Raw genomic sequence first — 21,076 nt, forward strand, 5'->3', positions numbered from 1 at the left:
CCATCACATCCTCCCCAGCCGCGTCTTGTCGATGTTCTTGTGCATCAGCATGCGCATGACTTCGGGCCGCCTCTCAGGATCTGACAGCCGCTCGGCGCAGGCGGGACCGTCGAGGCCGGCCAGGGCACACATCGTGTAAAAGTCCCTGCTCCGGAACCATGCCGTTGACCGCAGGCGGGCGTCGTTCTGGCCATAGCGGCGGGTGTACTCGCCATCGATGCCGAGGGCTGTCTTGATGCAGGCTGTCAGGGCAGCGGCCCAAAGCGCGCGGCAGGCGGCGATCTGGCCGCTGTCGGTGGTCTCGAACCAGTCTTTCGGCCAAGGCAGGCGGTCCGACTGATCCGCATGCTGTTCCGCGATCATCGATCGCAGCTTTGGCCGCGGCGCGTCAAAGCCTGTGGTGTCATGTTTCATGCAGCACTCCCCAGTTTGCCTGTCTCGTTGCCCCAAGCAGCCCAGCCCGTGCGCGTGGTGCGGCTGAACAGCTCCAGCCTGCGCGCATGCGGCATCAGCGCCTCGCAGGCGGCGAAGCCTTCCTCAGGCTTTTCTGAATGCGCGCGCACGCGCCCCTCGATCGTGATCGATCCGGCCGGCCAGTCGCTACCCTCGGCCAAGGAATGGAACCCGTCGTCATAGGTCGGCAAGGTAGATCTGGTCGCGCGGGTGGTCTTCGGCGCGCCGCGCGTGGCGATCAGGAAAGGCTCGTTCGATGACCGCAGGATGTAGCCCATGCCGAAGGCATCCTTGCCCCGCGTCGTGCGCTTGACCCATGTGCCGGCCGTCTTGAAGGTAAAGCCCCAGGCATCGACGCAGGCTAGCGCCTCGGGCAGCATCGGGTTCGTGGCCCAGAGCCACAGCAGGCAGTCAGGTGCTGCCAGCGCAGACACTGGCAACGCCTTGATCCAGTCGATCCCTTCGCAGCCATAATGCGCTGTTGCGTTCTTCTCCTCGCCTGCCTCGGACCAGTTGTCAAAGCGCCAGGGCGGGTCCGCCATGATAAGATCAAATCCGCCCGAAGGGCGCAGTTCGATGAAGGATTGCAGGACGGTCATGCGGCCACCCCCGAAAAGACGGGGACAGGCACCGCCCGCCCCCGCAGTTCAACAGGGAGGTCGGGGGGCACATCACAGGGCCAACCACGCCCCCCCGGTATGGCCATCCAGGGGAAAGGATCAGACCCCGGCCCGATGTTCAAAAAAGCGGGTCCAACCGATAAGGTCGGACCCGCAGGTGGCCGCGCGGCGGTGGCGGCGCGACGGACAGAACCGGACGCGCCGCCTCGGAAAGAGGAAGGGCGCCGGTTATTGGTGATCCCGATCGGGGCAGTCATCACCGGCCCCCACCCTGAACTCTCTCGGAAAGTTTTCTCAGCCGACGGGCTGCAGATGCAGCCCACCAGTCGCCGACGGTGCCAAGATGCATCGCCGCCAGCAGTTCGATCCGCGTGATCGCGCGCAACATGGCCCACATCAGGACCCCCGCAACATGGCCACGGCCCTGTCCTGAAACTCGACAATGGCAAGGCCAACGACGAACCCGCTGGGCGAATGACTGCCCGCCCACCATTTCTTGGCCGTCGTGCCATCAACGCCAAACAGCGCCGCGGCTTCCTCGGGCGAGGCGAACTCCTCATGCAGAAAATCCGCCCACCGGCGGGCAAAGTGTTCGCGGTACGTCAGCGCGCGCGTGCGGCTGGAAAACTTTCGTGGAGACATTCCTGATTTCCGATCCCATGTTTCACCTTGTGAGAGCGAACATGGAATCGAAGCAGCACATGAAAGGCAGGGGGACGCGGTCATGCCGCGTCCTCTTGGGTTTGGGCACCTTCGACACCAGCGGTTTCTGCTTCTATCCAAGATGCAGCCATAATCGATCCCGAGGTCTGCCGCTCAATCGCTACAGCAAGATCAAGACTTGGACGCATGGTGCGCCCTACCAATCGCGAGATGATGCTTGGGTCGACGCCAACGCTGCGTGCAAACGCTCGCTGACTGATCTGCCGCTCTCTCAGGTACTCAAGAAGTTCGCTCATAGCCGCATCTGTTGCACATCATGCAACAAGCCGTCAACTGACTTGTTGCACATCACGAATTTGCCAGACGACTTTGCCTGTTGCACACTGTGAATATGAACTTGGCAAGAATTCGAGAATTGCGCGGACTGACCCAGAGGGAACTCGGGGAGATGGTGGGGCTATCGGCCGCAACTATTCAAAGAGCTGAGGTTGGCGCTGCGACAGCAAAGCTAGAGACCTATAAAAAATGCGCTGAGGCGCTAAAAGTGTCACTTTCAGACATCTTTAGTGAAGATATGACGCCGGTTGAACGAGAGCTTATTCAGATATTTCGTCAGATTCCCGCGAGCAAGCACGCTCAGCTTCTGGGCCTTCTCGAGTTAGCTCAGGAAGGTGATCTCGCAAGAGACTGAGGAAGGCATCCATCTGCTGAGGCGTCAGAACTCGGATTTTTCTTATGAATTCACCCTCGGTCATCACACCTCACAATTGAATATTTAGAACGTAACCAGAACATCCGCCTTTTTCCAGAGCAAATCGGCCCTCCCTCGCGCCGTCTGGAGGCTCTTGCCCAGCCCGCTTAAAACGCGCAAAAATTCAGGTACTTAGATTGAAGACGGTTTACAGAGGTCGGAGACTGAGCATGGCTTGTTGCACAAAGTGCAATAACTATATTGACCGCATGTTGCACATTGTGAAACAGATTGCCCCATCAGCCACCTGATGGAGCGTCACAATGTCGAACCTCTGCCCTTTCCCCCAGCACGCGGCCCGCGTCTCCGACGCTGCCGCTGTCGTCCTGTCCCCCGGTGAATACACCCGCCAGCAGCGCCTTTTTGCTTGGGCCTGCCTGAAGACAGCCCGCGGCCAGACGATGCATCAATCCCGCGTCGCTGCGATGGCGCCGCAGGAGCGTGATGCCGCTGCGATCTACCACCCTGCACTGATCGGCGGTGCCGCATGATCGGCGCGATCGATCTGGTGCTGATTGGCGCGCTGGCGCTCGTCATCGCGCATGGGCGCAAAGGTGGTGACGTATGAGGGCCCGCACCGATACAATGCCCGCCCGCTTTTCCAACCTGCGCAGCGAACTCGATAAGCGCGACCGGCGCGACAGGATGTGGTCTCGCGCAGGTCACGCGGCCCTGTTCGCCAGCGGCTTCCTGATTGGCGTCGCCTATGCCGGCGCATCCGACCTTGCCACAGTGTGCGCACAGATCGGCGGTGCAGCATGGTGATCCTGCCTGCAAATGCCGACGCCGCCTTTATCGCGCACCTGACCCAGACCAGCCCCATCGTCGCAGCCCGCTTCCGCGCCCAGATCATGGAACTGCTGCTCAGCGCCAAGCCCGATCAGGCCGAAACGATCATCCGCAACGCAGTCGTCGGCTTCGGCGGCACATTGATCGAACCGTCGCGCATCGATGCCGAAGGCGGGCGCATTTCGAACTGGGGTCCTGCCGACTATCAGCTCGACATGCTGCAATGCTCCGCCACCGGTGCGACATTCGACGAGCTGGCCGCGGACTGGGCCAAGGCTGCGTGGCGGATGACGCCTGCCGATGCCTTGGCCGCTGAGTGACCGAGGTAGGTAATCAGCCTCGACAGCAATCGGAGCCTGAAACACAGGATGGATAACATGCCAGAAGTGACGATGACCCTGACCACGCCCGATGGCCAGACGAAGCCGCCATTCACGATGGAGATGCTCGGGAAGGTGGTCGACCAGGTGAAAGACAAGAAAGGCCGGATGAAGGAAACAGCCGCCGACGAAGCCGTACGCGATCAGGCGACGTCTGTCGCCGCCGAAGAGTTGCGGCAATTCATCGAGCGCTTCGAGCGCCTCGAGGCCGAAAAGAAGGACATCACCGACGGACAAAAAGAGGTCATGGCCGAAGCGAAAGGCCGTGGCTACGACACGAAGGTCCTGCGCAAGATCATCGCCATTCGCAAGCGCGACGCTAACGATCTGGCCGAAGAGCAGGCCGTGATGGATCTCTACATGACCGCACTGGGGATGGCATGATGCAACAGCCCAAACGCATTCAGTTGCGCCGCACCGTCGGATGGCGCAAGCCCGAGGGCGCTGTCGTCGTGACGCGCGGATCGGGCAGCCGGCCTTTTGCCAACCCCTACCAGGGCGACGGCGCCAACCCTGACCACGCCTATCTGGTGCAGCTCTACCGCGCTTATCTGGCACGCCCCGAACGGGCCGAACTGGTGAAGCGTATCAAGCGCGAGCTGCGCGGCAAGGATCTCTGCTGCTGGTGCGCCCTCGATAAGCCATGCCATGCCGATGTGCTGTTGGCGATCGCGAACGCAGAACGCACACCCCGCGAACGCGGCATTTTCACAGGAGGCGTGTGATGACCCAACAACGTCCCTTCACACCCGAAACCCTTGCCATGCGGTGGGAAGTCAGCGCTACTACGATCCGCAACATGTGCCAGGCGGGCGAGCTTGCGCATTTCAGGCCGGGGGGGCGGCTATATCGCATACCGGCACAAGAAGTGGAAAGGATCGAAGCATGCCAGAAATCAGCATCGGAAGGCTGCGAGGCGGCTTCTGCGCCTATTGGCGCGTTGATGGAAAACGCACACGTCATCAGCTTAAGGCACGCACCCGAGAGGAAGCAGGGCCAGAGGCGCTAGATCTCTATCGGCGACATACCTTCACGCCCGGCCTCTGCCGTGTGTCCGAGATTTGGGAAGCCTATCGCCTCGATCTGGGTTCCAAACCGATGGCGACGACGATGAGCTATACCGGAAAGGCGATTCTGCCGGTTTTCGGACAATATCGGCCCGACCAGATCACGCGCGAAATGTGCCGTGACTATGATCGCAAACGTCGCGCGGCGGGGAAATCACAAGGGACGGTGCACACAGAGTTGGGCCATCTGCGTGGCGCATTGAATTTCGCTGTAAAGGTTTCGATGCTTGAGAAGGCTCCTGCCATTTGGCGACCAGAGAAGCCCCAGACGGATATGCGGATCCTTACGCCTGCCGAGATGAACAAACTTGTCGACGGCTGCCATGATCCGCACGTGCGGCTGGCTGTGATCCTGCTTCTCGGCACAGCTGCGCGGGTCGGCGCGATCCTCGATCTCACTTGGGATCGGGTGGACATTGAGGGTGGAATCATAAACCTGCGCCTGGGAGACAGTGTCACCCGCAAGGGCCGCGCTGTGCTGCCAATGAACGGTTCTACCCGAGCAGCGCTGGCGACGGCGCGCGAGGTGGCGTTGACGGACTATGTGATCGAGTACCAAGGCGGGCCGATCAAATGCATTCGTAAGGGCTTCACGGCCGCGCTGGAAAGATCAGGAATCGGCCACATGCGGATCCACGACTGCCGGCACACTGCGGCTGTTACAATGTTGGCTGCCGGGGTCCCAATGCAGAAGATTGCCCAGGTGCTTGGGCACAGCAACACGTCTACAACCGAGCAGGTCTATGGGCGGTTCAGGCCAGAACATATGCAAGACGCGGTCAATGTGCTGGATTTCATCACGCTAAAAGCTGTGTACAACTCACCTAAATAGAACTGATCAGCACATAACCGATTTACAATCAGCTTAAAACTTAAGACTGCTAGTATCTGCGGCAGATCTTGTGCAACCGTACGCCGTAAATTCTGTCAGTTCGAATCGCGGGTGTATTAATTTGCCAATTTTAAAAATCGACCTCGCTACAAGGGTGCTTGACGACCATATGGAGGTCAACTTAATTCACCCAGGGGCTCGGTATGCATTTTACGAAGATGTAAGTCAGCGTTCGCTTCTTCCTGTCGATTTGCCTTTTTTGGACGTTCCTGACGGGCAAGGTCTGCCTGAAGCCGATCAGATCGCGGCCATGCTTGAGAGAGCAAGGGTTATGCGAAGATGGGCAAAACGACCAAAGTCTAAGGCTCGGGCACCACGCCCGCCCGAAAATTTGGATCACTACCGAACGGGTCAAGATTTTGAGGCTGGGGCACAAGGTGCGCGGACGAGGCTTAGAAACGCCGCGAATGAAATCCTCTGGGAGTTGCCAGAAGATAGCTTGGTTGTAATTCCCGAGAGGGCGATCACGGGTAAAGCAGTTTTAGCTGAACTTGGTTCAAGAACTGCTAACAGGGTCCGCGTTCAAGGCCGTGGGCACTATACTGGACTAAATTTCCTTTCTCGCCCGGTCAAAATTGTCAGCAAGGTTCCTATGTTGACCCTCCCTGCTGATGTCGTTGCTGCAGCTCGGTCGACAAGCGCGATACAGGCTATTGGGGGGCATTCAGAAGACAGGATACTTCGCCTCGCGTATGGCGATTACCAGCGAGACAAAGACTTCGTGGCGGGCGTGATGGCAAACACGGCTGACTTTGACGCCCTTGTCTTAGGTCAGATGATTGACCTACACATAGCTATTGAGCATTTTCTTGAGACAGGCGAAGTTCTCGAGCCTGGGCGCGTCACATGGGCGCGACGAGTGAAAAACGCACCATATCTTCATGCAACGATCAACAGCCCTGATGGTCGCGCATCTCTCGAGTCTAGGGGCCTTGCAACTTTCAGCGTCAAATTGCTCGGGATCGTGGCGGCCAGCGGCATTTCCCTTGCGACTGCTGGCAGTCTGATCGCTCAAGGCTATGTTGATGTCGCAAACAGCAAAGAACCAAGTGGAAATACGGAGATTATTCAGGCCAGCGCAACCGCACTGACAGATTTTTTCGCGACATCTGGATATCCGAGCTATAGTGAGTATCTAGAGGGGCTTCAGGACGGCCTCCAACGGAACCAGACAAAACCACAAGGAACAGCTCGTATTTTGCAATGACACCCATGGCAACTGAACAGCAGCAAGACCTAACAAAAAAGTACTCTGCCGCATGGCGGTGGATCCAAGGGACTTGGCTATTTCGTTGGGTCGTCTGGGCTAGGTGGATACTGAGCATAAGCCTTACAGTTGCGGCGTTGCTCTGGTCAGCGTATGTTTTAGGTCAAGACATCAGTGAAAATTTGACTAGAGATTACAATAACTTACAGAATGCGCAAGGAACTCTCTTACAAGACGCTCAACAATTTAGGGACTCACTCTTAAATCCAAACACTCCTATGGTTTTGGACGAAGAGTTGGGAGCATTAAGACTTAAGGCTCAACAGGCGATTTCGTCATTAGCTGGTCTGCGCTCACCTAGCAATCGTATCGAAAACGCAAAGCATGAGTATCGTGAAGCTCTAGAAGGTCTCATCGCCGTGACGAATCGTCTCTCACGCGGCGAGATCGAGGATATGTCTATACCTCTCCACAATGCCTTGCAGTCGGTGGCAAACGAAGGTGGAGAGTTTAATGCTGAGGTGAGTTACTTCCAAGGAGGTATGTGGCCTCAGCTTCAAGCTGCTATTTTTTAATAATTAGTGATGAAACGAGTGTTGCTCAGTGCACCGATGTCAAAAGCACATTCGTAGAATGTGAAGCTGGCCATGATTGACAAGGCTTCTGCGATGTAGCGATTGGAGAAGCCCGAGCCGGTTATGAGAATTCTGACGCCGGCTGTGACCAACAAGCCTGTCGGTGGCTATAAAGACCAGCATGTGTGGCTAGCAGACATCCTGATCCTCGGCAACTCTGCGCGGATCGGCGCGATCCTCGACCTGATTTGGGACCGATGCGACATAAAGAAGGGGTGATCAGCCTGCGCTCCGACGATAGCCTCACCCTCAAAGAACGCGCTGTGCGACAGATGAACAGCTCTACCCGTGCTGCACTCACTACAGAGCGCAAAATGCCTCTTACCGACTAAGTGATCGAGTACCAAGGCGGGCAGATAAAATGCATTCGTAAGGGCTTCATGGTCGCGCTGGAAAGATCAGTAATCGGTCACATGCGGATCCACTACTGACAGTACACTGCGCCTGTCACAATGCTGGCTACCGGCATCCTGATGCAGAAGATTGCCCAGGTGCTTAGCCACAACTATACGTCGACTACTTAGAAATTCTATGAGCGGTTCGAGCGAAAGCTCACGTAGGGTGCAGTCAATTTGTTGAATTTTGTAAGGGCACGAGGTGTCCGGTCATGAACGCTAGCTGATGCGAGACGAGTAAAGTTTCCTGACGTTCGAGTTAACAAAACTGTTTAGTCCTCGGCCTTCTTTTGCGAGTCGGAACATGGTTTCTAGATTAAGCATCCCCACTGACATCGATGTATAACGGTAGGTGGCACCACCCGTGAACCGGACATCGATATGGTGATCACCAGTTTCGTATGCCACGATATTTGAGGAACCAGTCAAATTTTTGTAAGGCGTCATGTCAAGTGCAAAGCCTTCCCTGAGCTTGCTAGGTCCGACTGGCAGAAGGTGATCTGGGCCGCAACGCACGCAAAAGATTGGCGAGTTGCACACCAGCGTCAAATGATGCAACCTTACCTAGAATATTGATGCCTTGCCTACCCGGTTCATCACAAGTTTCGAAAACGAAGAAGCCGTCAAAACCGAGATGCTCCGCCTCACACTCAATGATGGCCTGCCTCGACAAGCTGGCTATGTGAAGAGATCGGCCGTCGCCAATTTTTTTTGTCGTCAGAAAGTCATCCATGTCAAAGCCTCCCAAAATTTCCGCTAACGAGCTTGCCCGATTTCTGGTTTCTAAGCCCACCACGCAAATCAGCATCGTCAAAAATGCGAAGCACCCGCAAAAATCACCGATTATTCGTTATAGTGACGCGCGGCGAGCAATTGTCGAGCACCTCTGCGATCTGACACGGTCCAATGCGCCACTTATTGCTGCAGAGCAAATGCTAATGCAGCGATCAGCTGATCCCGCCGAAAGTTCCCTACGTCAAGATGACGCGGTGAAATCGATCGAGGTCATGCAATCTCTTCAAGGTATGTCAAATCAGACAAGCGGGTATCTCTTCTTAGCAGCGCCGTCAAAGCAGCTGAAGCTGTTGATCGGCGGAGTTGAAGTGTCTGTTTATGCGGACATGCTAGTCCATGGACATGAGAAAGGTTCTGACCAAATTGGAGCCGCAATACTGCGCATGACCCAAGACGACTCTGCGACTGAGGCAGCGAAAGAAAAGCGGCGAAACATGGGCCTGTATGTCGCTACTCTCTTAATACTGCACATTGATCAGAATTTAAAGGGGTTGCGAGAGCCAGCAAACCGGCTTTGCATGTCGATTGATGTCCAACATGGTGAAGTATTCATAGCCCCCAAAGCAATGACTCAGCGCGCAAAGGACATTAAATCGGCTTGCCAAGTCATCTCAGCGCTCTGGTCAACGGTGTAGGGTTTGAGGCATAGGTTCAAAGAACCGCTGCACACTTAGCCCATTGACGCTAACATATTGAAAATACTGGTGGGTGATGAGAGGCTCGAACTCCCGACATCTTCCGTGTAAAGGAAGCGCTCTACCAACTGAGCTAATCACCCGTCCGCGATCCTTTAAAAGATCGTTTCCGCCGATGCAAGTGGCCTCGGGGGCCAGCCCCCGGACCGCCGGGATATTTAGGCTCAAGCGATGGGGCAAAGCCCCGTCTCAGGCGTCGAGCAGGGTCTGCACGCCGTTCTGGATATGGTAGACATGCCCCTGTCCGCCATGCGCGGCGGGCACGGCGATGGCCGCGTCACCGGCAAGGATGCGCCGCAGCACGCGGCTGGTGATCCCGTGGGTGACCAGAACCGCAGGACCGCGCAGATCGGCCAGAAAGGCCTCGCAGCGCGCCTCGAGCGCTATGAAACCTTCCCCGTTCGGGGCCATCGCATATTGCGCTGCCACCGGATCGGGACCGTCCGGCTGTGGCAGCGTATCGCGCAAAAGCCCTGCCCAATCGCCCACGCCGATTTCGCGCAACCGGTCGTCGGTGCGGATATGTGCCGCGATCCGGCCGAGTGCGATGCCCGCCGTCTGCACCGCACGTCCCTGCGGGCTGCACCAGAACTGGAAACCGGCCAAATCGCGGCGGGCGAGGATCGCGGCCTGCCGCGCAGCATCCGCCTCGCCCTTGGGCGTCAGCGGCGAGTTGAGTGCGCCCTGCATCCGGTTTTCGGCGTTCCATTCGGTTTCGCCGTGACGAAGGATGTAGATTTCGGGAAATGTCATAGGGGGCCTGTGGAGCTGGACCTGTGCAGTGCTGTCAGGCCGGAACCATATCAATTGCAGGGAAATGGTGGGTGATAAGAGATTTGAACTCCTGACATCTTCGATGTGAACGAAGCGCTCTACCACTGAGCTAATCACCCTCTGCGGTGTGATTTAGACGTCCTCGGCATCAGTTGCAAGACCGGTTTTGCCGCTTTGTGACGCATCTTTTCCGCGGCGCAGTTTCAATGTCAGAAGCTGCGCGCCCTCGCCCAGATCCTTGGCCTTGACCACGCGTATCTTGCCAAGCGGGGGCAGGATCAGGTCGTCGCCGCGGGCCAGCGCCTCGCCGATCAGGGCAAGGGCAGCGTCAAGCGCGGGTTTGGCGTCGCGTTTCTTGATTGGCCCGCGAGCGACCATCTGGTCGAGCAGATCGGGCTTTTTCAGCTGTGTTGCGGCCGGCGATGCGGGGGTGTCGGAAGAAGCGGCGGTTTTGCGGGCCATGATCTGTCCTCTTGCTGTCGCGCGCAGTCTAGCGGATTGCGCAGGCGACGCCAGCGCCTTGCCACGCAAAAGGCGCGCCCCTTGCGGGACGCGCCTTTCGTTTTTCTCTTGCACGGGATCAGTGCGCGCGCGCGGCCTCTGGTGCCGTGCCTGATTTGATCGCGGCGGCGGCTGCAGCCTCTTCGGCGGCCTCGTCCCATTCGATCGGTTCGGGTTTACGCACAAGCGCGTGTTCGAGCACCTCGGACACGTGGGTCACCGGGATGATAGTCAGCCCTTCTTTCACGTTGTCGGGAATCTCGGCCATATCCTTGAGGTTTTCCTGCGGGATCAGCACGGTTGTGATGCCGCCGCGCAAGGCTGCCAGCAGCTTTTCCTTCAACCCTCCGATCGGCATGGCATTGCCGCGCAGTGACACCTCGCCTGTCATGGCGATATCGCGGCGCACGGGGATCTGCGTCAGCACCGACACGATGGAGGTGACCATCGCGAGGCCAGCTGAAGGCCCGTCTTTCGGTGTTGCCCCGTCGGGGACGTGAACGTGGATGTCGATCGTGTCGAATTTCGGCGGTTTCACCCCGATTTCCGGCGCGATGGAGCGGACATAGCTGGACGCCGCATCGATCGATTCCTTCATTACATCGCCCAGTTTGCCGGTCGTCTTCATCCGGCCTTTGCCCGGCAGGCGCAGGGCTTCGATGTTCAAAAGCTCACCGCCCACCGATGTCCAGGCCAGACCCGTCACGACACCGATCTGGTCGGTTTCTTCGGCAAGCCCGAAGCGGTGTTTTTCCACGCCAAGGAAATCGGACAGGTTGGCCGCAGTCACGGTCACCACTTCGGCCTCTTTCTTGACGATCTGGGTCACCGCCTTGCGCGCAACCTTGGCCAGTTCGCGTTCAAGGTTCCGCACGCCCGCCTCGCGGGTATAGACGCGCACCATCGCCAGCAGCGCGTCATCGGCCACGCTGAATTCGCGCGCTTTCAGCCCGTGGTTCTGCATGACCTTGGGCAGCAGGTGCTGTTTGGCGATCTCGACCTTTTCATCTTCGGTATAACCCGAGAGCGAAATGATCTCCATCCGATCCAGAAGCGGCCCCGGCATGTTGTAGCTGTTGGCGGTCGTCAGGAACATCACGTTCGACAGGTCGTATTCGACCTCCAGATAGTGATCGACGAAGGTCGCGTTCTGTTCGGGATCGAGCACCTCGAGCATTGCCGATGCGGGATCACCACGGAAATCCTGCCCCATCTTGTCGATTTCATCGAGCAGGATCAGCGGGTTGGTGGTTTTCGCCTTTTTCAGCGCCTGAATGATCTTGCCGGGCATGGAGCCGATATAGGTCCGACGGTGGCCGCGGATTTCAGATTCGTCACGCACGCCGCCAAGCGAAATGCGGATGAATTCGCGTCCTGTCGCTTTCGCCACGGATTTGCCAAGGCTGGTCTTGCCCACGCCGGGAGGGCCGACCAAGCACATGATCGGGCCTTTCAGCTTGGCCGAGCGCTGCTGCACGGCCAGATATTCGACGATCCGTTCCTTGACCTTTTCCAAACCGTAATGGTCGGCGTCCAAGATCGCCTGCGCTTTATGCAGGTCTTTCTTGGTGCGCGATTTCACGTTCCACGGCAGGCCCAGAATCCAGTCCATGTAGTTGCGCACCACGGTCGCCTCGGCGCTCATGGGGGACATGGATTTCAGCTTCTTCAGTTCGGCATCGACCTTTTCGCGAGCCTCTTTCGACAGCTTGGTCTCGGCGATCCGCGCTTCCAGCTCGGCGACCTCGTTCTGGCCATCCTCGCCGTCGCCCAACTCCTTCTGGATCGCCTTCATCTGTTCGTTCAGATAGTATTCGCGCTGTGTGCGTTCCATCTGTGATTTGACGCGGGTCTTGATCTTGCGTTCGACCTGAAGCACGGACATTTCGCCCTGCATCATGCCGTAAACCTTTTCCAGTCGTTCCGCGACGGACAGCGTTTCCAGCAGGCCCTGTTTCTGTGCGACTTCAATGCCCAGATGCCCTGCCACCAGATCGGCAAGCTTCGCAGGCTCGGTCGCGTCGCTGACGGCGGCCATGGCTTCTTCGGGGATGTTTTTCTTGACCTTGGCGTAACGCTCGAATTCGGCGGCGACGTTGCGCACCAAGGCTTCCACCTCGGTCGGATCGCCGGGCTCTTCGGTCAGGTATTCGGCGCTGGCCTCGAAGAACGAGTCGTTGGGCACAAAACCTGTGATCCGCACACGGCTGCGCCCTTCGACCAGCACCTTTACGGTGCCATCGGGCAGTTTCAGCAGTTGCAGCACATTGGCCAGTACGCCGGATTTGTAGATGCCGTCCTGATCGGGGTCGTCCTGACCGGGGTCGATCTGGCTGGACAGCAGAATCTGCTTGTCGTCCTGCATGACTTCTTCCAGCGCGCGCACGGATTTGTCGCGGCCCACGAAGAGCGGCACGATCATATGCGGGAACACCACGATGTCACGCAACGGCAGGACGGGATAAGACGAACTCAATGGTTCTTGCATGGAATTTTCCTTTTCTGGCAGAACGCCCCGGCCCCGGTCCATCGGCAGCATGGCGCGTCCCCTCTTGGAGACTACAAATGGGGCCGACCTAGAGGGCTGTCAACTGGCCAGCGTTCACAGCGGGTCGATATCGCCCTGCGCGCGCTGGCTGTGGAATTCTGCTTCCCAATCGGCAAAGGTGCCTGCGGAAATGGCGGCGCGCATCTCGGCCATGATCTGCTGGAAGTAATGCAGGTTGTGCCATGTAAGCAGCATGCCCGAAATCATCTCGTTCGCGCGGAACACATGATGCAGATAGGCGCGCGAATAGCCACGGCAGGCGGGGCAAGTGCAGGCCTCGTCCAAGGGGCGCGGGTCATCCTGATGGCGGGCGTTCTTGATGTTCACGACACCGTGCCGCGTGAAGGCCTGACCCGTCCGGCCGGACCGTGACGGCAGCACGCAATCCATCATGTCGATGCCGCGCTTGACCGCGCCCACGATGTCATCAGGCTTGCCCACGCCCATCAGGTAGCGGGGTTTGTCCACGGGCAACTGGTCGGGCGCATAGTCGAGCACGCCGAACATCGCCTCCTGCCCTTCGCCCACAGCCAGTCCGCCCACGGCATAGCCGTCAAATTCGATGGCCTGCAGCGCTTGCGCAGATTCTTCGCGCAGGTCCTGTTCCAGCCCGCCTTGCTGGATACCGAAAAGTGCGTGGCCGGGCCGGTCGCCAAAGGCATCGCGTGATCTTTGCGCCCACCGCATCGACAGATCCATGCTGGATTTGATCCGGTCGCGGTCGGCGGGCAGCGCGGGGCATTCATCAAAACACATCACGATGTCGGACCCGAGCAGCGCCTGAATTTCCATCGACCGTTCCGGCGACAGATGGTGGCGCGATCCGTCGATATGGCTTTTGAAGGTCACGCCTTCCTCGGTCAGTTTGCGCAATCCGGCCAGCGACATGACCTGAAACCCGCCGCTGTCGGTCAGGATCGGCTTGTCCCAGTTCATGAATCTGTGCAGCCCGCCCAGACGCGCGATCCGTTCCGCCGTGGGGCGCAGCATCAGGTGATAGGTATTGCCCAGCAGGATATCCGCGCCTGTTGCCGCCACGCTTTCGGGCAACATCGCCTTGACCGTGGCGGCGGTGCCCACGGGCATGAAGGCGGGGGTGCGGATTTCGCCGCGCGGCGTGTTGATCGCCCCCGTGCGGGCCTTGCCATCGGTGGCATCCAGTCGAAACGAAAAACGGTCGGTCATCGGGTTTCCTCTTGCTGGCAAGGCATATGCCGCAAGGGCGCGGGATTGGAAAGACCACCCTGCCCCTCGCCCCCTTTACGCCCCCTGCGGCAAACCCTATATGTTCTATCAGGAATGCAGGAACCGATCACATGACAGATGCAAACGCTCAATTGGAAGGCGCGCCCTTGATCGCGCCATCGACGACGGATCATCCGTTGTACGAAGATGTCGTTCAGGCGTGCCGGTCGGTCTATGACCCTGAAATTCCGGTGAATATCTACGACCTTGGCCTGATCTACACGATCGACATCAAAGAAGATAATGCGGTCAACATCGTCATGACGCTGACAGCCCCCGGTTGCCCCGTCGCGGGCGAGATGCCCGGTTGGGTGGCAGACGCCATTGAACCTCTGCCCGGCGTCAAACAGGTGGATGTCGAAATGACGTTCGAGCCGCAATGGGGCATGGACATGATGTCCGACGAAGCGCGGCTGGAACTGGGGTTCATGTAAGCACTGCGCTTGTGCCGCGCGGTTGCCTGACCTATCTTGATACCAGCACAAGGAGCATGACATGTTCGGCATTCCCGGCAAACAAGCCGTCACGATCACCGACAAGGCCGCCGCACAGATCGCGCGCCTGATGGAGAAGGACGGCCATCAGGGTTTGCGGATCGGCGTCAAAAAAGGCGGCTGTGCGGGCATGGAATATACCATGGCCTATGTCACCGAAGTCGATCCGCTGGACGAGGTGGTCGAACAGGATGGTGCGCGGGTGATGATCGCCCCCATGGCACAGATGTTCCTGTTCGGGACCGTCATCGACTATGAGACATCCTTGCTCGAATCCGGCTTCAAGTTCCGCAATCCCAATGTGGTTGATGCCTGCGGTTGCGGGGAATCGATCAAATTCGCGGATAACATCGCGTCCCGCTGACGCGCATCAAAGGACATCCCATGCGACGCAAACTTGCCGCCGGCAATTGGAAGATGAACGGCCTGCGCGCTGATCTGGCCGAGCTTGGCACACTTGCCGAACAGCGCGGCTCTGATGTCGATGTGCTGATCTGCCTGCCCGCGACCCTGATCGGGTCCTGCGCCGGACTGCCTATTGCCATCGGCGGGCAGGATTGCCACGCCGCCACGCATGGCGCGCATACAGGCGACATTTCGGCAAAAATGCTGGCCGATGTGGGGGCAACCTACGTCATCACCGGCCATTCCGAGCGCCGCCATGACCATGGGGAAACCGACGCCACCGTCGCCGCCAAATCCCGAACTGCCCATGACGCGGGCTTGACCACGATCATCTGCATCGGCGAGACGCTGGCACAGCGCGAGGATGGCACAACGCTTGACGTGATCGACGCACAACTGGCCGGATCGGTGCCCGATTGTGCGACCGCCGATAACACCGTGATCGCCTATGAACCCGTCTGGGCCATCGGCACGGGCAAGGTGCCTACGACGGACCAGATCGCCGAAGTCCACGCCCATATCCGCGCGCGTCTCGCCGCTCGCTTTTCCGACGGGGCAGAATTCGGCATTCTCTACGGTGGGTCGGTCAAGGCCGACAATGCGGCGGCGATTTTTGCCGTCCCGCATGTGACCGGCGCTCTGGTTGGCGGGGCCAGCCTGAAGGCGGCCGATTTCACCCCGATCATCGCGGCCCTTGCCGCCAGCTAGGGCTGGACGGGGCCAAGGACCTTGCGCAGCGTCTCGACCGCGGTGTCGAGGTCGGGCATCACGGCCTCTGCGCCCACCAGTTGCAGAATGTCGGGATGGTGGTCAAGGATACTGCCCGCCACGATGATATGCGCAAGCGGTTGCGTAATCCGCAGCGCAAGGCTGAGACGCGTCAGGGGTTCCAGCATCCGGTCGGAATTGGCGACCAGCACAATCGCCTCGTAATGATGCTCGTCGGCTTCGGCGATCAGCGTGTCATGGTCGAGCCCCACCAGCAAATCGATATCCCAGCCTTCGCGACGGAAATGGTCTGCTGCAATCTCGATCCCCAGCGTATGGGTTTCGCCCGGTACAAGCGCAAAGACGGCGGGCCGCATTTCGCGGCCTTGGGTGATCTGGGGAGCCAGCACATGGCGCAGGCCACGGATGATGCCGTACAGCTTGCCGCAGGCCAGCGTCACGTCGACGAATGAAATGCGGTCGTCATCCCACATCTGGCCCAGTTTGCGGGCAGCGCCTGCGACATAGCCGCGGCTGATGGCTCCGATATCGACACCGTCGCGACGGGCGGCAAGGATGAACTTGTCCGCTGCCGTGTCATCCGCCGACAGCAAGGCCGCGCAGAGCAGGTCGATGTCGGACTGCGTAGGCAAATCCGCCGCATTCTCGTGGCGCGGCATGCGGAACGCAAGGCGGCGCACGACCTCGCGTGCAAGGCTGGACACCGCGTTTTGCGGCAGTTCCGTTTCGACCAGACGCAATTGCCGCGTTGCGTTCTGATACGCCGAACGGTCGAACAATCCGTCGTCCAAAGACGATTTCGCCATGAACACCCCTCCCCCGTTGGCTGATTGGCGACCGATTGACGACTCTGTGGCCTGCCTGCGGTATCCAATCGCATGCAGCCTAACACAGCGGCACGGCGCTGTGCCGCGTCAGAACGTCGCGGTTTCGTGATCGGATGTGTCAGGCCCCCATTGCAAAGATTGCGGCGGCGCGGCAAAGCTGCGCCATGCAACATCTGAGCCAGTCCCCCACCGACCCCGCCTTTGTCCAGAACCCCTATCCGTTCTATGACCGTGCCCGCCAGACGGGCGATTTTTTCTGGTGGGACGATTACGCCATGCCCTGTGCCGTGTCGCACAAGGCGGTCCATGCCGTGCTGCGCGACCGCCGCATGGGGCGCGAATGCCCGCCCGAACTGGCGCCCGCGATCCCCGACAGGCTGCGCCCGTTCTATGACATCGAGGCGCATTCGATGCTGGAACTGGAACCGCCGCGCCACACCCGCCTGCGCGCACTTGTCCTGCGCGCCTTCACCAGCCGCACCATCGCAGCCCTTGCCCCGCAGATCACGCAGCTTTGCCACGACCTGATCGACCGCTTTCCATCCGAGCCTTTCGATCTGCTGACGGCCTATGCCCAACCCGTGCCGGTGATCACCATCGCCCGCCTGCTGGGCGTGCCAGAGGACCGCGCCGACGATCTGTTGCGCTGGTCGAACGCCATGGTCGCCATGTATCAGGCCCGCCGCACGCCGGAAATCGAGGCTGCGGCCATCGCGGCATCGACGGATTTTGCCGACTTCATGCGCGGCTATATCGAAACCCGCCGCAAGACACCCGCGACCGACCTGATCTCGACCCTGATCGCGGCCGAGGAACAGGGCGAAAAGCTGACGACCGACGAGCTGATCACCACCTGTATCCTGCTGCTGAACGCAGGCCACGAGGCGACAGTGCATACTTTGGGCAACGGTACCAAAACGCTGCTCGAACAGAATATCCGCGGGATCACAGATGCTTGCGTCGAGGAAATCATCCGCCACGACCCGCCGCTGCATATGTTCACCCGCTGGGTTTACGAGGATGTGCAGATCGGCGACCAGCCGTTCAAACGCGGCGACCAGATCGCCTGCCTTCTGGGGGCGGCGAACCGCGACCCTGCGGTTTATGCCGACCCCGCGCGGTTCGACCCTGCCCGCAGCGGCCCGCAGAACACCAGCTTCGGCGGCGGCATCCATTTCTGCGTCGGCGCGCCGCTGGCGCGACTGGAGTTGAAGATCGCGCTCGATGTGCTGTTCGCGCGCTGCCCCGAACTGCGTCTGACAGCGCTGCCCGGCTATGGCGATGTTTATCATTTCCACGGGCTGACGCGTCTGATGGTGTCCACGCGCTAGGCCCGTGTTTCCGCCGGTATAAGCCCGTTTGCGTTGTCAGAGCGGTAGTTGTGCCCTATCTGGACGGCATGTTCGACAAAAAAGCCGCCTCTGCGCCCCGTACCGCCTTGCTGACGACCCTTTGGTCGGTGGCCTTCGTCGTGATGACTTCGGCTTTGCCCGCGCTTGCACAGGACCAGGTGCAGGATTGGGTGCCTGCCGAATTGAAGATGCCCGCAGATTTCGAGGTTTTGACCGACCGCGAGATCGGATCATCCTTGCGGATGTTTTCATTCCGCACCGAGGAGGATGTCGACACGCTGTTGAACGAATGGGAAGCCGCGCTACAAGCTGCAGGCTATACGATCCTTCAAGGTGAAGGCGATCTGCTCGAGCGTGCGATCGAATTTTCGGGTCAGGGGATCAGCAACGCCAAGATCGCCGTGGCCCCAGCGTCAGCCGACGACAGCAAGGTGATCGAGATCGATGCAACGCTGCAATAGCCTGTGACTGCGCAGCAAAAGGCCCGCCGCAGATGAACCGCGGCGGGCTTTGTCGTTGGTGAGGTGGTTACTGTTCCAGCCGTTCGACGATCTGGGCTGTCAGCGCGGGGTCAGCCTGTGCCAGCGTCAGGATCTCGACATAGCGGTCCACGTCGATCCCGTCTGTCGCCTCGACCGCTTGAACCTTGGCGATCTGGGCCTCTTCCAGCAGCAGTTGCTGCGCCTGCGGATCGGCGGCCTGTTCCATCTGTGGCGCATATTTCGCGTCGATCGCGATCACGCTTTCATAGGCGGCGGCAAAGGCGTCCAGCTCTTCGCTCGAAACCTCTTGCGTCATCGGCGCAGGTGCGGCCTGCGCGATGACGGCGGCAGGGGCGGTTGCGGCAAGCAGGGCGGCCAGTGTGATGGCGCCGATCTTGGTGGGACGGGTCATTTCAGTCTCCTTCGGTTTGTCTGGCCACGCGGGTGTCCACGCGGTCAGACGTCACCTAAGCTCCCGCCCCGCATCTGCCAAAACCACCGGCGAGGCCTTGCCGAAACGCGGGTTCCTGTCGGCAGCATCCTGCTGGCCTAGAACCGGACAAAGCGGTCGGGTGTGATGCGATAGACCTCGGCGGCAAGGTCATGGCTTTGCATGAACCGCGCGATCGACCCGAATGTCGCGGTTGCCACCTGCGGGCCATGATCCACCGTGGTCAACGCCTGCGAGGCGGCGGGCGCGAACAGGCGCTGCAAAGCGTTCAAGCGCACAGGCTGCGGGGTGAAATGGGCCGCGATATTGGCCTTGATCTGCGCAGGATCGGAGGTGTCGTAAAGGGCCGCCATCAGCACATCAAGCGTGTGTTCGGTGCAGTTCTGGAACTGCGACGTGGCGGGATTGGCCAGCACCGAATAGGTCGGGTTGTGCAGTGCCGCATAAGTCGGGCTGGCGATCACTTCGAGCAGTTTTTGCTGCAGGCGCGGATCGGGGATGATGACACCGGCATCAAGGCTATGGGCGGCGGCAAAGAAATCCGCAGGCATATCGCGCACCAGATCGCTGCGCGTCAGATCGCCGTTGCGCTGGTAAAGGTTATAGACCTGATACCCCATCCCCACCGACCCGTCCGCGCGGGTGATGCGCGAATAGACCCAGAAGGCCACATGGGTATAGTCGATGCCTTCGGGCAAAAGCGAAGGATCACGCCCGACCCGCGCCACGATGGCGACATTGGCGCCCCGCGCTGCAAGATCCTGCTGCACGCGGTTGGAAAAGGCCGCGACCTGATCGACAGGCAGGATCGCGTCAGCGGCGGCACTGCTACCCGCATGGACAGGCGCGGACATCAGCGCGGTCAGCGACAGCGCGGCGATGGCAAGAAAGCGTTTCATCGGTCTGACTCCTATTGCAAACGCGGTGCGGGGCCAGCGACCACGCAAGGGGCAGCTGCCCTGCCCGGCTGGACAGTGCAAGGCGCGGCAGTCCCGCTCAGCACGGTTGCGGCGGCGGCGACCGATCCGGTGCCAACCTCTTCCAGCGCGGCACCGGACACGGCCAGAACAGCCCCTGTCGCCATGACAGGCACGGCCGCAACGCTGACGGCGCCATGCGCTACGGCGGCGGACCCGTGGGCCGAGGCATTGGCGCTATGGCCGACCGCCTGCCCCGAATGCTGTGCGGCAGGGCTGGCGCAGGCAGCGAGCGTTGCAGCGGCGGCAATCAAGGTCGTGATCTTGAGAATGTTCATCGGAAATCTCCATTCGTGAACGTTGCTCACGTTTGGTAGACCCAGCCAGATCATCCGTCAAGGATTATTTTGAACATCGTTCATAACTACAGCGGCAACGCCACCGTCGACTTGATTTCCTCCATCGACAAAAGCGCTGTCACGTTGTGCACCTTCACCTCGGAAATCAGCGCCTGATAGAAGGTGTCATAGGCGCGCGCGTTCTTGACCCGCACTTTCAGGATATAGTCGATATCGCCCGCCAGACGGTGCGCCTCTTGCACTTCGGGGCGTGATTTCAACGCCTTGAGGAAACGCGCCTGCCAGTCCTTGTCATGTTCGGACGTACGGATCAGGACGAAAAAACACGCCTCGAACCCCAGCTTTTCGGCGTCCAGAATGACGGTCTGATGACCGATCACGCCCGCCTCTTTCAGCTTGCGGATGCGATTCCACACAGGCGTCTTGGACGACCCCACCGCCTTGGCGATATCGTCAAGAGATTGGGCCGCATCCGCTTGCAGGGCCGCTAAAATCTTCCGGTCGGTCGCATCAATCCGCAAAGCCATTCCTGTTTTCCGATCATTCGAGGACATACGGTCTGTTTTCGGGACACCATGGAACATACGTCCTTTAATGCCGCTTGGGGGCAGCAAATAGCAGAATAATGTTCTATGTTGAAGGCAAGAAAT

Annotated in this window: 30 protein-coding genes and 2 tRNA genes; 16 read left to right on the plus strand and 16 right to left on the minus strand. The window is 59.4% G+C overall.

Annotated elements, in window-relative coordinates; all coding sequences use genetic code 11:
• Positions 1 to 3: 3 nt before the first annotated feature.
• The 4 genes from VCK47_RS03450 to VCK47_RS03465 form a co-directional block, all read right to left on the minus strand.
• A complete protein-coding gene (locus tag VCK47_RS03450) occupies positions 4 to 414 on the minus strand; it encodes a hypothetical protein (protein WP_322889325.1) in 411 nt (136 codons plus the stop codon).
• Positions 411 to 1,052: an MT-A70 family methyltransferase gene (locus tag VCK47_RS03455; protein WP_322889326.1), complete on the minus strand. Its 642-nt coding sequence runs from the start codon at positions 1,050 to 1,052 to the stop codon at positions 411 to 413. Before VCK47_RS03455 ends, VCK47_RS03450 begins: the two co-directional genes overlap by 4 nt.
• Positions 1,053 to 1,469: 417 nt before the next feature.
• The gene (locus tag VCK47_RS03460) at positions 1,470 to 1,715 is read right to left on the minus strand and encodes a hypothetical protein (RefSeq protein ID WP_322889327.1); all 246 of its coding nucleotides are present in this window, start codon (positions 1,713 to 1,715) and stop codon (positions 1,470 to 1,472) included.
• Between the two features lie 80 nt (positions 1,716 to 1,795).
• Positions 1,796 to 2,032, minus strand: coding sequence for a helix-turn-helix transcriptional regulator (locus VCK47_RS03465; RefSeq protein ID WP_322889328.1), 237 nt, complete (start codon positions 2,030 to 2,032; stop codon positions 1,796 to 1,798).
• A gap of 95 nt (positions 2,033 to 2,127) precedes the next feature.
• Between VCK47_RS03465 and VCK47_RS03470 the strand changes: the two genes are divergently transcribed.
• The 10 genes from VCK47_RS03470 to VCK47_RS03510 all read left to right on the plus strand — a co-directional run bounded on the left by VCK47_RS03470 (position 2,128) and on the right by VCK47_RS03510 (position 7,397).
• Positions 2,128 to 2,427: a helix-turn-helix transcriptional regulator gene (locus VCK47_RS03470; protein ID WP_322890014.1), complete on the plus strand. Its 300-nt coding sequence runs from the start codon at positions 2,128 to 2,130 to the stop codon at positions 2,425 to 2,427.
• 323 nt (positions 2,428 to 2,750) lie between these two features.
• The gene (locus tag VCK47_RS03475) at positions 2,751 to 2,978 is read left to right on the plus strand and encodes a hypothetical protein (RefSeq protein ID WP_322889329.1); all 228 of its coding nucleotides are present in this window, start codon (positions 2,751 to 2,753) and stop codon (positions 2,976 to 2,978) included.
• Positions 2,979 to 3,051: 73 nt separating this feature from the next.
• Entirely contained in the window at positions 3,052 to 3,252 is a 201-nt protein-coding gene (locus tag VCK47_RS03480; protein ID WP_322889330.1) for a hypothetical protein, read from the plus strand.
• Entirely contained in the window at positions 3,246 to 3,596 is a 351-nt protein-coding gene (locus VCK47_RS03485) for a hypothetical protein (protein WP_322889331.1), read from the plus strand. Before VCK47_RS03480 ends, VCK47_RS03485 begins: the two co-directional genes overlap by 7 nt.
• Before the next feature lie 168 nt (positions 3,597 to 3,764).
• On the plus strand, positions 3,765 to 4,040 hold the full coding sequence (locus VCK47_RS03490) for a DUF2312 domain-containing protein (protein ID WP_322890015.1): 276 nt from the start codon (positions 3,765 to 3,767) through the stop codon (positions 4,038 to 4,040).
• Positions 4,040 to 4,381: a DUF4326 domain-containing protein gene (locus tag VCK47_RS03495; protein WP_322889332.1), complete on the plus strand. Its 342-nt coding sequence runs from the start codon at positions 4,040 to 4,042 to the stop codon at positions 4,379 to 4,381. Before VCK47_RS03490 ends, VCK47_RS03495 begins: the two co-directional genes overlap by 1 nt.
• On the plus strand, positions 4,381 to 4,665 hold the full coding sequence (locus VCK47_RS17975; protein WP_416236640.1) for a helix-turn-helix domain-containing protein: 285 nt from the start codon (positions 4,381 to 4,383) through the stop codon (positions 4,663 to 4,665). Before VCK47_RS03495 ends, VCK47_RS17975 begins: the two co-directional genes overlap by 1 nt.
• A gap of 101 nt (positions 4,666 to 4,766) precedes the next feature.
• Complete coding sequence (locus tag VCK47_RS03500; RefSeq protein ID WP_416236641.1) at positions 4,767 to 5,555, plus strand: tyrosine-type recombinase/integrase; 789 nt, start codon at positions 4,767 to 4,769, stop codon at positions 5,553 to 5,555.
• 169 nt (positions 5,556 to 5,724) lie between these two features.
• Positions 5,725 to 6,822 carry a hypothetical protein gene (locus tag VCK47_RS03505; protein ID WP_322889334.1) on the plus strand — a complete coding sequence of 366 codons (1,098 nt, stop codon included), beginning with the start codon at positions 5,725 to 5,727 and terminating at the stop codon, positions 6,820 to 6,822.
• 5 nt (positions 6,823 to 6,827) lie between these two features.
• Positions 6,828 to 7,397, plus strand: coding sequence for a hypothetical protein (locus VCK47_RS03510; RefSeq protein WP_322889335.1), 570 nt, complete (start codon positions 6,828 to 6,830; stop codon positions 7,395 to 7,397).
• 930 nt (positions 7,398 to 8,327) lie between these two features.
• Here VCK47_RS03510 and VCK47_RS03515 read toward each other — a convergent pair.
• A complete protein-coding gene (locus tag VCK47_RS03515; protein ID WP_322889336.1) occupies positions 8,328 to 8,585 on the minus strand; it encodes a hypothetical protein in 258 nt (85 codons plus the stop codon).
• Between VCK47_RS03515 and VCK47_RS03520 the strand changes: the two genes are divergently transcribed.
• Complete coding sequence (locus VCK47_RS03520) at positions 8,584 to 9,282, plus strand: hypothetical protein (RefSeq protein WP_322889337.1); 699 nt, start codon at positions 8,584 to 8,586, stop codon at positions 9,280 to 9,282. The genes VCK47_RS03515 and VCK47_RS03520 overlap by 2 nt on opposite strands.
• Positions 9,283 to 9,349: 67 nt before the next feature.
• Here the strand turns inward: VCK47_RS03520 and VCK47_RS03525 are convergent.
• From VCK47_RS03525 to tgt, 6 genes are all read right to left on the minus strand, one after another.
• A tRNA-Val gene (locus VCK47_RS03525) sits at positions 9,350 to 9,425 on the minus strand.
• Positions 9,426 to 9,531: 106 nt separating this feature from the next.
• Positions 9,532 to 10,095, minus strand: a complete 564-nt coding sequence (locus VCK47_RS03530; RefSeq protein WP_322889338.1) for a histidine phosphatase family protein — start codon at positions 10,093 to 10,095, stop codon at positions 9,532 to 9,534.
• Between the two features lie 65 nt (positions 10,096 to 10,160).
• A tRNA-Val gene (locus tag VCK47_RS03535) sits at positions 10,161 to 10,235 on the minus strand.
• A gap of 13 nt (positions 10,236 to 10,248) precedes the next feature.
• The gene (locus VCK47_RS03540) at positions 10,249 to 10,578 is read right to left on the minus strand and encodes an HU family DNA-binding protein (RefSeq protein WP_322889339.1); all 330 of its coding nucleotides are present in this window, start codon (positions 10,576 to 10,578) and stop codon (positions 10,249 to 10,251) included.
• Between the two features lie 118 nt (positions 10,579 to 10,696).
• Positions 10,697 to 13,105, minus strand: coding sequence for an endopeptidase La (gene lon / locus VCK47_RS03545; protein WP_322889340.1), 2,409 nt, complete (start codon positions 13,103 to 13,105; stop codon positions 10,697 to 10,699).
• 114 nt (positions 13,106 to 13,219) lie between these two features.
• A complete protein-coding gene (tgt, locus tag VCK47_RS03550; RefSeq protein ID WP_322889341.1) occupies positions 13,220 to 14,350 on the minus strand; it encodes a tRNA guanosine(34) transglycosylase Tgt in 1,131 nt (376 codons plus the stop codon).
• Positions 14,351 to 14,481: 131 nt separating this feature from the next.
• Between tgt and VCK47_RS03555 the strand changes: the two genes are divergently transcribed.
• The 3 genes from VCK47_RS03555 (at position 14,482) to tpiA (ending at position 16,017) form a co-directional block, all read left to right on the plus strand.
• On the plus strand, positions 14,482 to 14,844 hold the full coding sequence (locus tag VCK47_RS03555) for an SUF system Fe-S cluster assembly protein (protein WP_322889342.1): 363 nt from the start codon (positions 14,482 to 14,484) through the stop codon (positions 14,842 to 14,844).
• A gap of 61 nt (positions 14,845 to 14,905) precedes the next feature.
• Positions 14,906 to 15,268, plus strand: a complete 363-nt coding sequence (locus VCK47_RS03560; RefSeq protein WP_322889343.1) for an iron-sulfur cluster assembly accessory protein — start codon at positions 14,906 to 14,908, stop codon at positions 15,266 to 15,268.
• Positions 15,269 to 15,288: 20 nt separating this feature from the next.
• Complete coding sequence (tpiA, locus tag VCK47_RS03565; protein WP_322889344.1) at positions 15,289 to 16,017, plus strand: triose-phosphate isomerase; 729 nt, start codon at positions 15,289 to 15,291, stop codon at positions 16,015 to 16,017.
• Here the strand turns inward: tpiA and VCK47_RS03570 are convergent.
• A complete protein-coding gene (locus VCK47_RS03570; protein ID WP_322889345.1) occupies positions 16,014 to 16,844 on the minus strand; it encodes a cobalamin-binding protein in 831 nt (276 codons plus the stop codon). The two genes, tpiA and VCK47_RS03570, sit on opposite strands and share 4 nt — an antisense overlap.
• Positions 16,845 to 17,029: 185 nt before the next feature.
• Here VCK47_RS03570 and VCK47_RS03575 point away from each other — a divergent pair, with 185 nt between their 5' ends.
• Positions 17,030 to 18,196 (plus strand): cytochrome P450, encoded by a 1,167-nt coding sequence (locus tag VCK47_RS03575; protein WP_322889346.1) that lies wholly within the window; start codon positions 17,030 to 17,032, stop codon positions 18,194 to 18,196.
• Positions 18,197 to 18,264: 68 nt separating this feature from the next.
• On the plus strand, positions 18,265 to 18,678 hold the full coding sequence (locus tag VCK47_RS03580) for a hypothetical protein (RefSeq protein WP_322889347.1): 414 nt from the start codon (positions 18,265 to 18,267) through the stop codon (positions 18,676 to 18,678).
• A gap of 67 nt (positions 18,679 to 18,745) precedes the next feature.
• Here the strand turns inward: VCK47_RS03580 and VCK47_RS03585 are convergent, their stop codons facing one another.
• The 4 genes from VCK47_RS03585 to VCK47_RS03600 form a co-directional block, all read right to left on the minus strand.
• On the minus strand, positions 18,746 to 19,111 hold the full coding sequence (locus VCK47_RS03585) for a DUF4168 domain-containing protein (RefSeq protein WP_322889348.1): 366 nt from the start codon (positions 19,109 to 19,111) through the stop codon (positions 18,746 to 18,748).
• Between the two features lie 137 nt (positions 19,112 to 19,248).
• A complete protein-coding gene (locus VCK47_RS03590; protein WP_322889349.1) occupies positions 19,249 to 20,049 on the minus strand; it encodes a DUF2145 domain-containing protein in 801 nt (266 codons plus the stop codon).
• Between the two features lie 11 nt (positions 20,050 to 20,060).
• Positions 20,061 to 20,405: a hypothetical protein gene (locus VCK47_RS03595; RefSeq protein WP_322889350.1), complete on the minus strand. Its 345-nt coding sequence runs from the start codon at positions 20,403 to 20,405 to the stop codon at positions 20,061 to 20,063.
• 86 nt (positions 20,406 to 20,491) lie between these two features.
• Positions 20,492 to 20,953 (minus strand): Lrp/AsnC family transcriptional regulator, encoded by a 462-nt coding sequence (locus VCK47_RS03600; RefSeq protein ID WP_322889351.1) that lies wholly within the window; start codon positions 20,951 to 20,953, stop codon positions 20,492 to 20,494.
• Between the last annotated feature and the right edge of the window lie 123 nt (positions 20,954 to 21,076).

This window comes from Yoonia sp. 72 (assembly GCF_034652275.1).
Lineage (GTDB): Bacteria > Pseudomonadota > Alphaproteobacteria > Rhodobacterales > Rhodobacteraceae > Yoonia.